This window comes from Pseudomonas sp. RL_105y_Pfl2_101, assembly GCF_963970585.1.
Classification (GTDB): Bacteria; Pseudomonadota; Gammaproteobacteria; order Pseudomonadales; family Pseudomonadaceae; genus Aquipseudomonas.
The window spans coordinates 224,186-236,456 of sequence record NZ_CAXAPG010000001.1; the positions used below are offsets into that span (position 1 = coordinate 224,186).

Annotated in this window: 11 protein-coding genes; 2 read left to right on the forward strand and 9 right to left on the reverse strand. The window is 60.8% G+C overall.

The features are described 5' to 3' along the window. Positions 1–11: 11 nt before the first annotated feature. A complete protein-coding gene (locus tag AACY31_RS00990) occupies positions 12–977 on the forward strand; it encodes a metal ABC transporter ATPase (protein WP_339503672.1) in 966 nt (321 codons plus the stop codon). A gap of 144 nt (positions 978–1,121) precedes the next feature. Here AACY31_RS00990 and hldE read toward each other — a convergent pair whose 3' ends face one another. From hldE to AACY31_RS01015, 5 genes are all read right to left on the reverse strand, one after another. After that, the gene (gene hldE, locus AACY31_RS00995; protein WP_339503674.1) at positions 1,122–2,543 is read right to left on the reverse strand and encodes a bifunctional D-glycero-beta-D-manno-heptose-7-phosphate kinase/D-glycero-beta-D-manno-heptose 1-phosphate adenylyltransferase HldE; all 1,422 of its coding nucleotides are present in this window, start codon (positions 2,541–2,543) and stop codon (positions 1,122–1,124) included. A gap of 99 nt (positions 2,544–2,642) precedes the next feature. Then, positions 2,643–3,251 (reverse strand): adenylyl-sulfate kinase, encoded by a 609-nt coding sequence (gene cysC, locus AACY31_RS01000; RefSeq protein WP_339503676.1) that lies wholly within the window; start codon positions 3,249–3,251, stop codon positions 2,643–2,645. Next, positions 3,244–3,948 carry a sulfotransferase family 2 domain-containing protein gene (locus tag AACY31_RS01005; RefSeq protein WP_339503678.1) on the reverse strand — a complete coding sequence of 235 codons (705 nt, stop codon included), beginning with the start codon at positions 3,946–3,948 and terminating at the stop codon, positions 3,244–3,246. Before AACY31_RS01005 ends, cysC begins: the two co-directional genes overlap by 8 nt. A 216-nt stretch (positions 3,949–4,164) precedes the next feature. Then, positions 4,165–5,970: a lipid A export permease/ATP-binding protein MsbA gene (gene msbA / locus AACY31_RS01010; RefSeq protein ID WP_339503680.1), complete on the reverse strand. Its 1,806-nt coding sequence runs from the start codon at positions 5,968–5,970 to the stop codon at positions 4,165–4,167. A 15-nt stretch (positions 5,971–5,985) separates the two neighbouring features. After that, entirely contained in the window at positions 5,986–7,158 is a 1,173-nt protein-coding gene (locus AACY31_RS01015; protein ID WP_339503682.1) for an O-antigen ligase family protein, read from the reverse strand. 107 nt (positions 7,159–7,265) lie between these two features. Here AACY31_RS01015 and AACY31_RS01020 point away from each other — a divergent pair, with 107 nt between their 5' ends. Continuing rightward, the gene (locus AACY31_RS01020; RefSeq protein WP_339503814.1) at positions 7,266–7,871 is read left to right on the forward strand and encodes a toluene tolerance protein; all 606 of its coding nucleotides are present in this window, start codon (positions 7,266–7,268) and stop codon (positions 7,869–7,871) included. Here AACY31_RS01020 and AACY31_RS01025 read toward each other — a convergent pair. From AACY31_RS01025 to AACY31_RS01040, 4 genes are all read right to left on the reverse strand, one after another. Continuing rightward, positions 7,857–8,960: a glycosyltransferase gene (locus tag AACY31_RS01025; protein ID WP_339503685.1), complete on the reverse strand. Its 1,104-nt coding sequence runs from the start codon at positions 8,958–8,960 to the stop codon at positions 7,857–7,859. The two genes, AACY31_RS01020 and AACY31_RS01025, sit on opposite strands and share 15 nt — an antisense overlap. A gap of 48 nt (positions 8,961–9,008) precedes the next feature. Beyond that, positions 9,009–9,773, reverse strand: coding sequence for a glycosyltransferase family 2 protein (locus AACY31_RS01030; RefSeq protein WP_339503687.1), 765 nt, complete (start codon positions 9,771–9,773; stop codon positions 9,009–9,011). 54 nt (positions 9,774–9,827) lie between these two features. Further along, entirely contained in the window at positions 9,828–10,784 is a 957-nt protein-coding gene (locus tag AACY31_RS01035; RefSeq protein WP_339503689.1) for a glycosyltransferase family protein, read from the reverse strand. A gap of 84 nt (positions 10,785–10,868) precedes the next feature. Next, on the reverse strand, positions 10,869–12,269 hold the full coding sequence (locus AACY31_RS01040) for a PIG-L deacetylase family protein (RefSeq protein ID WP_339503816.1): 1,401 nt from the start codon (positions 12,267–12,269) through the stop codon (positions 10,869–10,871). Between the last annotated feature and the right edge of the window lie 2 nt (positions 12,270–12,271).

Consider the following 12,271-nt stretch of genomic DNA (forward strand, 5'->3'; position numbering starts at 1 on the left):
AAGGAGCCGACATGCCGCGTACGCTCATCAGAAAGAATCCGAGTAACTTCAAGACCCTGCCCCTGTTCGTCGAAGCGACACCCGAAGGCCTGACGTACCAGAGCGTCGGGATGCCGCTGAATTTCGCCCAGACCTTGCAGCGCCGCCGCCCTGTAGCTGTGGCCGATACCGAGCGCTTTTCCCTGGAGCTGGCAAACCTGGGCGTCTCGGTGCGGCTGACCCTGCATTGGCAGAACCGTGACTATTGGGTGCTGGTACGCCAACGGCGACAGGATCGCGGCGATGTGGTGCTCAAACTGATTTCCGGCTACGTCCCGGCCCACGAACTGAATCTGCCGCTGCTCACCGCCATCAGCGAAATTGCCGAAGAATGCCTGCTGGAAACCCCGGAAGGCTGGCTTGGCGGGCGTTTCAACGACACCTGGCTGCCGGCCCCCTACGCCACGGCGCTGCATTACCGCGAAGCCTTGCCGTTTCGGCTGACGCCACTGTCGGGCTCGGCCCGCCCGGTGCGTAGCGCCAACCTGCAACTGATCGAGCGGCCACGGGCCTACGTGCACCTGCCGACGGCATCGCTGCAATTGATCTACGACTTGCGCCTGGATGTGCCCAAGGAGGCCAAGTCCCTGAGCCTGTTTCACGTCGATGAGCGTCTGGAAGGCGACCAGTTGGTCGCGCGCCTGGATCGCAAACGGCCTGATCTGTACCTGATGCCGCTGCAGGACGGGCAGCCCTTGCCCGAGCTGTACACCTTGAAAAAGGATCAACTGCACCCGGCCAGCACCCGTGGCCTGTACCTGGCGGAAAGTTTCGCCCGGCAGGATGGCTGGCTGGTGCGCGACGAACGGATTCGCTGGAAGGACTGGCTGCGCCAGCAAGGGCTGACGCCAACGGGCAAGGAATCGGGCCTGACCCGGCTCAAGGGCAAGGCGCGGCAGTTGCTCAAGAAGATCGTGCCGCGCAAGGTGACTCGTTAGGAACCACGCCACTCAGAACGCTTTTGTGGCGAGGGCGCTTGCTCCCGCTTGGGTGCGTAACGCCCATAAAATTGGGGTTGCTGCGCAACCCAGCGGGGGCAAGCTCCCTCACCACAAAAAGCAAGCTGGCTGCAGTACACAGGCTCAGTTATTGCGGATTTTTTCCACAATCGCCGTCGTCGAGCTGTTTTCCACCAACCCCAACACTTTCACGGTCCCGCCGTACGCGGTCACGATGTCCGCGCCTACGACCTGGTCGATGCCGTAGTCACCGCCCTTGACCAGCACATCCGGCTTGACCTGGCACAGCAGGTTTTCCGGCGTGCCCTCGCTGAAGCTGATCACCCAATCCACCGCACCCAAGCCGGCCAGGACCGCCATGCGCCGGTCGACGCTGTTGATCGGGCGCCCAGGCCCCTTGAGACGGCTGACAGACGCATCGTCATTGACCGCGACGATCAGACGATCGCCTTGGGCCCTGGCCTGCTCAAGGTAGGTCACGTGGCCGGCGTGCAAAATGTCGAAGCAACCGTTGGTGAACACGATTCTTTCGTTGTGGGCACGGGCGTCGTCAACGGCCAACAGCAGTTGTTCCAGGCCCAGCACACCTCGCTCGGAGCCTTCCTCGCGCTGGATGGCGCGGCGCAGCTCGGGGGCGCTGATAGCCGCCGTGCCGAGCTTGCCGACGACAATGCCTGCCGCCAGGTTCGCCAGGGCGACCGCATGGGGCAATTCCTCGCCGGCAGCGATCGCCGCGGCCAAGGTGGAAATCACGGTGTCGCCAGCCCCCGTCACGTCGAACACTTCCCGGGCACGGGCCGGCAGGTGCAACGCTGGGTGGTCGGGGCGCAGCAGCGTCATGCCATGCTCGCCTCGGGTCACCAGCAAGGCACCGAGTTCGAGGTCTTGCATCAGCTGTGCGCCTTTATTCACCAAGTCGTGCTCATCGACGCAACCGCCGACGATGGTTTCAAACTCGCTGAGGTTCGGCGTGATCAGGCTCGCACCACGGTAGATGGAAAAATCCTTGCCCTTGGGGTCGGCCACGACCGGAATGCCACGGGCACGAGCAGCCTGGATCAGCATCTGGTGATTTTTCAACGCACCTTTGCCGTAGTCCGACAACACCAGCACCTTGATGCCTTCGAGCAGGTGATCAACCTCGGCACCAAGGGCCAGGGGATCAGTGGCGAACGGTTCTTCGAAATCGATTCGCAGCAACTGTTGGTGACGGCTCATGACCCGCAGCTTGACGATGGTCGGCTGGTGCGCAATGCGCTGGAATATTGCCCGCACCCCCGCGCCCTTGAGGCTGTTGGTCAGACTGTCGGCAGCCTCGTCGTCGCCGGTCACCCCCACCAGGGAAGCCGGCGCACCGAGGGCGGCGATGTTCAGGGCAACGTTGGCGGCACCACCGGGGCGATCCTCGATGTGCTCGACCTTGACCACCGGCACCGGCGCCTCAGGGGAAATCCGTGAGGTACCGCCATGCCAGTAGCGGTCGAGCATGACATCGCCGACCACCAATACAGGGGCTTGATCGAATCGCGGCATGGACAACTTCATGGAGCATCCCACATACAAAATGAACAGGGGCGCGATATTAGCACAGGGTTGGCGAAGGCTTGTCCATGGCTGCAACGCGAGGCCAGGACGCTGGCTCGATCAGATTTGCAGCAACGCCGATAGCCGCGCACAGGCCTGGGCCAGCTCAACCTCGCTGGTGTCGATCGCGCAGTCCGGCGCAAGTGGCGCCTCGTAAGGGCTGTCGAGTCCGGTGAAGTTTTTGATCCGCCCCGCACGGGCTTCTCGGTACAGCCCCTTGGGGTCACGCTCGGCACAGACGTCGAAGGGTGTGCTCACATAGACTTCCACGAAGGTGCCCTCGGGAAATAACTGTCGGGCGGCCTCCCGGTCGGCGCGAAACGGCGAGATGGCCGCTACGATGACGACCAGTCCGGCGTCGACCATCAAGCGCGCCACCTCGGCAATACGACGGATATTTTCCTTGCGGGCCTCGGCATCCATGCCCAGCCCCCGGCACAACCCCTGGCGCAGGTTGTCGCCATCGAGCAGGGACGTGTGCAAACCCTGTTGGTTGAGCTGGACTTCCAAGGCATTGGCCAGTGTCGACTTGCCCGCCCCCGACAGCCCCGTCAGCCAGATGCAGCGTGGGCGCTGGGCTTTGATAGCTGCCCGATCCGCTGGCGTAAGCGCCTGTGCATAAGGACGAATCGGTGCCTGCTGCATCGATAGGTTGGACGTTTCATTCATAACCAAGCATCTCGTAATCACGTTGGTATACCCGCCGCACCAGCCGACGGGTCCGCACCGAGCAAATATCCCTGACCGGCACCGTAGAGCGTTGCCAGCTGTGGTTCACATGGGGCAACGCCGCGACCACCCCCAGGTGCTCGCACACCCGCTGATAGTCCCGCTCCAGATATTCCTGATAACCGATGAAGTTCATCGTCAGGTGGCCGAGGGAGTCGGTGAGGAAATCCGTTTGGGCCGCGAAATGCAATTGCCGGGTGGTGTTTTCCGGGTGCAGCCACCGTGCGACGAAATCGTCGAAGTCGCGGTATTGGCCCACCATTTCCTGCGCCGCATGGTCACGCGGCCCCAACGTGTTGCCCCGCAGGAAAGCATAGGCTGAATACGCACGTTCCAGCGGATCGCGGACAAAAGCAAACTTGAAACTGGCGGCGTACTGCTGCGCAAACTGCTCCTCGTACCAATACAGCGGCAAGTGGCCCGGACTGTACCCATCGAAAAGCCCCACGCAAACACTGCTGCCGGCGCATTTAGGTACATGGATGAACAGGCAGGCGCGCTGGGCAAAAGCCTCGGGGAAACGGCAATTGGCCGACATCGATTTATTCACGACCTGGCGGTCGACAACCGACAAGCGTCCCAACAGAAAGGAGCGCTGCGACTTGGGCAGTAGCTTCCAGAGATAGCGTTGCAGCATTCAAGCACCCCTGCGGGAGGGATGGCCCCCTCGATGACTGGAATTGGTTCAGGAAGAATCCTGTAGCCAAACCTTAGCAGTCACGGGTCACGGGTTTATTGTGGATTGGTCAAGACAAGTAAGGCTTTCGATACAAACCCTAGTGGAGCAAGCTCGCACAGTTGATCTAAGCCGGCCGAGAGAAACGGGCCGGCTATCAGCGCCTGGAGGCCGGACTCAGGCGATATTCTGGGCGGGAGCGTCCAGCCCCATGGCATGAAGACGCGCGTAGTAACCGTTCTGCGCCAGGAGCTCGGCATGGGTGCCCCGTTCAACAATGCGGCCTTGATCCATCACCAAAATCATGTCGGCTTTTTCGATGGTCGACAGACGGTGGGCGATGACCAGGGTCGTACGGCCTTTCATGACTTGATCGAGCGCGGCCTGGATATGCCGCTCGGACTCGGTGTCCAGCGCCGAGGTGGCCTCGTCGAGGATCAGCAGCGGCGCGTTCTTCAACAAGGCCCTGGCAATCGCCAGGCGTTGGCGCTGGCCACCGGACAGCAGCACGCCGTTTTCACCCACTTCGGTGTCCAGGCCATTGGGCAACTGCTCGATGAAGTCCATGGCATAGGCATCCCGGGCCGCCTTTTCAATGTCCGCCCGTGGCGCACCGACCAGATCGCCGTAAGCGATATTGTTGGCGACCGTGTCATTGAACAGCGTCACATGCTGGGTCACCTGGGCGACATGACGCCGCAGGTTACGCAGGCGGTAGTCTTCGATTTCCACGTCGTCGAGCAGGATCTGGCCGACCTCATGGTGATAGAAACGCGGGATAAGGCTGGCCAGGGTCGACTTGCCACTGCCCGAACGCCCCACCAGCGCAATCATCTGCCCGGGGGCTGCCGTGAAGCTGATGTCCTTGAGCACCTCGCGGTCAGCGCCCGGGTAGGTGAAGCTCAGATTGCGCACATCGAGACGACCACTGACCCGCTCCTGCTCGACTGTCCCCGTATCGACTTCCGGCTCGACATCCAGTTGTTCGAAGATACTCTCGGCACCGGCCACGCCTTTCTGGATGGTGGAGCTGACTTCCGAGAGTTGGCGAATCGGCTTGGGCAGCAAGCCAGCCGCCGTGATGTAGGCCACCAAGTCACCGGCCGTTGCGTCACCGCGCAGGAACAGCACCAGGAACATCAGGGCCGCCATGGCGGTGTAGATCACCAGCTGCAGCATCGGCGTATAGACCGCCCCGGTTCGAGTCATGCGCAATTGCTTGTCGGTATTGCCCTGGCTGGCGCTGGCAAAGCGCTGCTCTTCATAGGCCTCGCCGCCGAAACTGCGTACCACGCGGTAGCCCTGGATGGTCTCGGAGGCAACGTGGGTCACGTCACCCATGGCCACCTGGATCTTTTTGCTTTGCTTGCGGAATTTCTTGCTGGTGCTGCTGACCATGACCGCGATCAGTGGCAGGATCGCCAACATCACCAGAGTCAGTTTCCAGTTCATCCACACCAGGTAGGCGAAGAGGAAAACCACGGTGAGGCCTTCACGGATCACCACCTTGATGGCGTCGGTGGCCGCACCGGTGACCATGGTCACATTGAAAGTGATGCGGGAAATCAAGTGGCCGGAGTTATGGGTGTCGAAGTAGCGGTTGGGCAGCACCAACAACTTATTGAACAACTCGATCCGCAGGTCATGCACCAGCCCCAGGGACACCCTGGCCAAGTAATAATTACCCAGGAAAGACCCCAGGCCCTGCCAGGCCGCGATCAGGATGATCAGCAGCGGCACCGCCATGAGCAGTTTCAAGTCCTTGAGGTACGGCACGGTGGGAAAGAGCACCGCATCGGGGTTGCTCAAGCCGTCGACAAAATATTTGAGAATCCCGGCCAGCATGGGCTGGGTCGAAGCAAAGATCACGAACCCCACGATACTCAGCAGGAAAATGCCCGCGTAGGGTTTGACGTATCCCAGCAGCCGAAAATAGATCTTCAGGCTGGAATCCTGTTCCGCTTTGGGCGGTGCGTCACTCATCGTCGGGCTCACTGGTTAAGAAGAACGCGGAATTTTATCACAGCCACCGGAATTGGCCCGCGCCCAGGTCAAAACGCCGGCAAGGCCTATCGGCAACCAGGTAATGAACCATTCGGCGCGAGGGGTTCCGGTCAGGCTCGCGGCGTCGAACTGCATCGCCAGGAACGAAAACACCCAAATGCCGAGCACGCCACGGCCCAGCAGGCTTTCCCGGGCGCGCCAGGCTTCGCACAACACAGCGAACCAGACGATGCACCACAGCAGCAGTCCCGGCAGTCCGAGTTGGATGGTGACATGGCTGAACAGGTTGTGGGCATGATCAAATTTTAGGCCGTGGACGGCGATCCGGTAGTCAGCCGACACGCCAAGACCGCCCCATGGGCGTTCGGCAATCATGTGCAGGCTCGACATGAGAATCTCGGGCCGATAGGAAGCACCGCGCGCCATGACCAGCGGTTCGAGCAACCAGAAGGTCAGCATCGCCAGCACTAGTGCCGTGGCGGCGATAATCCAGGACCGCTGGTCCCGACAGTAGATCGGCATGGCCAGTACGCTGAGCAGCAAGGCCAGTGCGGCGCCGCGACTCTGGCTCGCCACGACGAAAGCCGCCAACAGCCCCAGCGCCACCGCCCAAAGCACTTGCAACCCGATACGGCGCGGCATCCAGTGCAGCATCCAGATCGCCGCCAATCCGATCACATAACCGCCGAGAATCGGGTGGGACAACTCACCCAGCCCTTCCAGGCGTGCAGCCCAGCGTTGGTTCTCATATCCGTAGAAATGAATGATGGCCATCAAGGCCGTCAGCGCAATCCCCAGGCCACCCCATTGCATGATACGAATCACGCGTTCGGGCTTGCCATCGGCAAAGATCGGGAAAAACAACAGGAACGCCAGGATGTAGAGCAATCGCTTGGCTTCGCGGGCAGGCTCTGCCACCTCGGCCCAGGCCAGCGTTACCAAGGCCCAGGCCATCAACGCCAGCAACGCCGTGTAAATCACGCGCTGGGCACGCCACAATTCAATCAGGCGATGACGAGCCGGCCAGGCGAAAACGATCACCGGCAGCCAGACAAGTGCAACCAACCCCTGTTGATAAATCTTGTTGCTCGGCGCCAGGGCTATCGCCAGCAAGAACCATAACAAGCCAAAGGCCATCCAGCCCTGCGCCCAACGTGTTGCCTGCATATAACGCTCCTAAACGGCCTACCAGCCAAACCGGCATGGTGAAAACAAAAACTTTTGGGCATCATGGCCCGCCACGGCACCGGTTCTTTCAACAAGGTTTCCCTACGATGCAATCCTCACGGCTTCCCCAAGCCGCTTTGAATCAATTGATTGAAGGCGCCAGCATTCTGGAGGCCGACAGCTACGGCCCAAAAGTCTATCTGCTGCAGGATGGGAATATCCTCAAGCTGTTTCGCCGCAAGCGGCTTTTTTCTTCGGCCCTGCTAAGGCCTTATTCAGTACGCTTCATCAACAATGCGGCCCGCCTGCAGAAGCTCGGCGTACCAACCCTCGACGTACTGGCCTTCTATACGCTGGAAAAACCCGGCATGACCGCCGTACTGTATCGACCGCTCCCCGGTAAAACCCTGCGTCAATTATCGAATCAGGAAAACTTCAGCTGGCAGCATACCCTTCCTGCGCTGGTCGAGCTGATCCGCAGCCTGCATGCCAGCGGTATCTATTTTCGCTCGCTGCACTTGGGCAACATCGTCGTCACGCCCGAAAACCAACTGGGCCTGATCGATGTGGCCGACATGCGCTTCCTGCGCTCACCGCTGCCACGCTATCTGGCACGTCGCAACTTACAGCATTTCGCTCGTTATATTGCCCGAGAGAACCTGAACGGGAGCTTTCCGATGCAAGCATTGGAAAACGCCCTACTGGCTGCCTGAGATCAACTGCCGGGCGACCTGGCTGAAGCTCGACCAGGCCTCGTCCGGAGCCAGTGCCAGGTACTGGGCTGCGGCGACCGTCTCGGCCGGAACCTGCGCCGCTCGTTCGATGGTCTCGCTCCAACCGCTTTCATCGTTGGGCGCCACGTACCAACCGGCGTCACCCAACTGTTCACGAAAGACCGCCAGTTCGCTGGCCAACACCGGGACACGAGCCAGGACAGCCTCCTGAAGAGTCAGGCCAAGGCCCTCGTCCAGGGACGGGATCAGCACCCAGTCAAATGCCCGGTAGAGCGTCGCGATCTCTTCCAGATGCCCTATCAGCAACACCTTGTCGACCAGATCCGGCCGGGCGATCCGCGCTTGCAGCGCCTCGCGCCTCGGCCCCTCACCGACAATCACCAGGCGCCAATCGGAATGGTTCGCCGCCGCCCGGCCAAAGGCCTCCAACAGACAGGCGAACCCCTTGCTGTCCACCAACCGTCCTACGGCACCAAAGACCCGCGTTTCTGTGCCAGACAGTCCCAAGCGGGCCCGTGCCTCTTCGCGAGACAACAGGGCAGACTGGAAGGCCGTCGGATCGAACGCGCTACGCAGCGCAGTGACTTGGATGCCCAACTCGTCCTGGAGTGACATTGCCAAGGTCTGGGAGACCGCCGCCAGGCTCAGGCGTGATGCAGGGAAGCCGCGCAATAGCTCGCGGCCGGCGGGATTTAGCCGGGTCACACCATGGAAAATCACCACCACGCGGATCTGCGGCATATCCTTGAGAACCGGTAACAAGGTACGGGCCACGCCGATGCCATCGAGCAATACCACGCGCGCATCGCTATCGAGCAACGCCTGGCGAAAGCGACTGTGCATCAGGGGTTTGAGTAAGCGCCAGACATGTCGCCCCTTGAGCCGGGCCGAGGTCATATTCCACTCAAGCGCCGAGCCGACGTCCACCTGACAAGCAGCCGCCGCCCCCTGCAAGAGCCATGTCTTGACAGGCATCGCTGGTTCCATCCGCGAGAGAATCTGATTGTGGACCTTGTGTATCGAGGCGAACGGCGCACCGCCCGCCCACATGACATTGATAATGCTCATCGAGCAGCAAACCTTTTATCGCGGACCAGGATTCATGCTTCGCGGCATTCAGTAGTTCATAAGCCAGCCAATGCAGACCCCGAGCAAGAGGACCAAGGACAACTTGACCTGCTCGCGGCGCTTGCGGCGGGCCTTGCGCTGGCGCTCCACAGGCACTTCCACATGCACTCCGAATCCGGTATGCAAAACAGCATCCCCTTCGAGCGTGACCGCCGTCAAGTTCAACTGGGCGTAACGCAGCGACAAGGCCTTTTCACCACCGAAACCGGCGTAGGGGGCGCAAAGCCGATACTCTTTCAAGCGTCGCAGGCCAGGATTGAGAGAGAAGCTTTGCCATTCGGGCTTGTCCGAAATCAGCGGATAACAAGGTACGCCGCCGATGACTTCACGCTCGCCCAGGCGAATGTAAGGGCTGTGTACGCACAAATCGTAGACATAGTTGCGCAACCACACCTGAAGAACATCCGGTCGCTGCTCAAGGATCGTGCGCGAGTCTTCCACGAAGCCCGGGCGATAGAACGCCCAGTCATCTTCGCAGTGAAAGATATAAGGCGTCTTGACGTGCTCGTACGCCAAGTCGATCGAAGCCAACTGCCCCAGCTTCGGTCGATTGACGAAGGCGGTCGTGCGGTCCTTCCAATGAGCGGGAATGACCGAATGCACGCCTTCATCGCCAGCATCTTCGGTAATGCAGACCTCACGGATCGGCGCCGTATTGAAACGGTCGAAGCTCTCCAGGGTCTGCTTGAGCAGATCGAGCCGGCCGCAACTGGTGACCACCAGGGTAATGTCACTATCGTCGGAAAACTGCACTGAAATACCATCTAGTCAAACGCCATCTGACACCGGATGGCTCAACGGTTCTTGTTACACGCCCAACTTCAGGCGCAATGTTTCCAGCAGATTCAGCGGGGCTCGAGGCCGCAGCGGCGGCTCCAGCGCTTCAACGATTTTCTGTCCGATGCGCGCGAAACTGAACTGTTCCAGGGCCAGCTTCTGGCCGTTGTGCGCCACACTGCGTGCCAGCTCGGGGTCGGCGCGCAACCGGGAAAGCTTTTCCTGGAGTTGCGGGATGTCACGGTACAGCACCACGTTGTGCATGTCCTGCAGCCCCAACGCACGCGCCTCCTCGATGCCCTGATCGAACGCCAGCAGCACACAGCCGCAGGCCATGGTTTCGAAGTTCTTGATCATGAATTCGCCCATGCCCACGTCGGCACTGACGAAAAAACGGATACGGTTTAGGGTCTCGCAATACTCTTCACCGGACTTGGTCCGGGTCACTACCAGCGGCTCAACCCGGCCCAACTCATCAAGCAGCGCCTTGCGACCGCTGTAGGCAACGCTGTTGGTGCTGCCCACAAACGCCAACTCGATGTCCCGCTCACGGCCCTGATCCTGCAATAACGACTGATCGTAGCCCTTGGGCACGAAAACCGCATCGAAACCTTCGCCACGCAGACGTTCGGTCACCATGAAGCCGGAACTGATCACCCGTACCCAGGGCAGGCGACGGTAATGTGCGCTGAATTTACCCGTGTATTTGCACGGAATGTAATTCTGGTAGGCATCGTGTTCGAGAATCACCAGATTAGGGATCGTGCGAATGAAACCGGCCTGGCGAATCTCCTGCTTGAAACGCAGGAAAAACACGATCCGGTCATAACGCGATACGTCCACATGGCGACGGAAATATGCCCGCAGGTTGCGTTGTTCCTTGCTGTCGAGCCAGCGCAAATCGCACTCGCAATGAGCCGCCACACCGTCATAGAGCCGGTCCAGGATGGCCCGCTGTTCTTTCTGCACCAGAAACAGAACTTTCATCGTTTTCCTTGCGGCACCGAACGACTTGATAAATATCCGGGGGCCTGCCAGCGCCGTAGCGCAAACACGCCCCACCTTGGGCCCCTACAACCGCCAGAACAGTTCATGGCGACGCACAGCCTTGCGAAAAAAATCGTTCTCGCCATACACCGAGCCGGTACGCCCGGCCAGCAGACGCTGGATACCACGGCGCAGGCGACGCTTGAACAGCGCGCGCGGTTGCAGATCGTGCATCATGCCCAGCGCCATGGCCTTGTCGAGCTGTGCGGGCAACGCCAGCGGCAAGCTGACAGGCTGCATCGGCAGGGTCGGTTCGAACGATGGCGGCAACGCAATGCCCGCGCCTGCATCACCCATGGGCCAACGGTCATTGTCATGCAGGTGATTGGCGTAGCCCAACAGCGTGGTTGGCTGCCACTCCAGGCCTTCGAGGGCTTGGAGGACGGCATGATGGGCGCAGAGATGGTCGGGGTGCGGATCAAGGGTCGGATGCGGCAACACAATGACCTCGGGACGCGCCTTGAGCAGCAGTTCGCGCAGGTCCGCCAACAGGTTGTTCCAGGTCGGCGCGCCGTCGGCATCGCCGGGCAGGTGGAACGGGTTCAACTGACGGAACAGCCGGGTATCGCTCAGGTCAGCCTCGCGAGAACCTTGTGGTTGGTTCGGCGCAGCTTGCATGGCGGCCAGTTGCAGGCAGAAGTACCCCAACTGCACACAGTGCGCTTCAGGCACCCCGGCCCAACGCGGTACGGCAATGCTGTCCCAGGCGCGCAAACGGCCCTTGAGCCGCGCAGCTTCGACGCGGTCCAAGCCCATCTGTCGATAATGTTCGGCTTCGATTTCACCGGCGGTCAGCGTGACGATCCAAGCTTCGTCAGCCTGGCTGTACAAACCGTAGGCGGCCAGTTCCGCATCGTCGGCGTGGGGAGCGATGACCATCACCCGCTGGCGCTGCACTTGCGGCGGCGTGAAGGACCATAGCGTCGGCTCGCCCAGCAAACGGCAATGGCGCCCGCGCAGGCGCAGCTCACCCCGGGACAACGCCGGTCCCTGCTCGCTGAGATTGAGATAGCGCAGGCCGTTGACCCCGCGCTCGAAAGTCTGCTGGTCCCTTTCGCCGCCCAACAATTCGACAACCGGGTCGATGAAGCGCCCCAGCCAGGTACTCTTGACCCGCAACGCGAGAATTAACGTCGCGCCATCGTCCAGAATCACGCCTTCGTCCAGCCGCAGCCGTCCGGCATTGAGGTGCACCTTGGGTTGCTGGGTGAACGGCGGGAAGCTGTACTGGTAATCATCCCTGGGTGAATAGAACAGATGATCGGCGAACCACGCCTCATGGGCGATCCAGCCCAATACCGCCAACACCAGTGGCAGCCACCAGGCCACTGCCACACCCAGCAAGACCAGCACGATGAGGGCGAGCAGCAACCCCACGCGCTTGTTGCGACGGTGGCGCCTTAGCAACTGTTGCTTGCGACTGATCG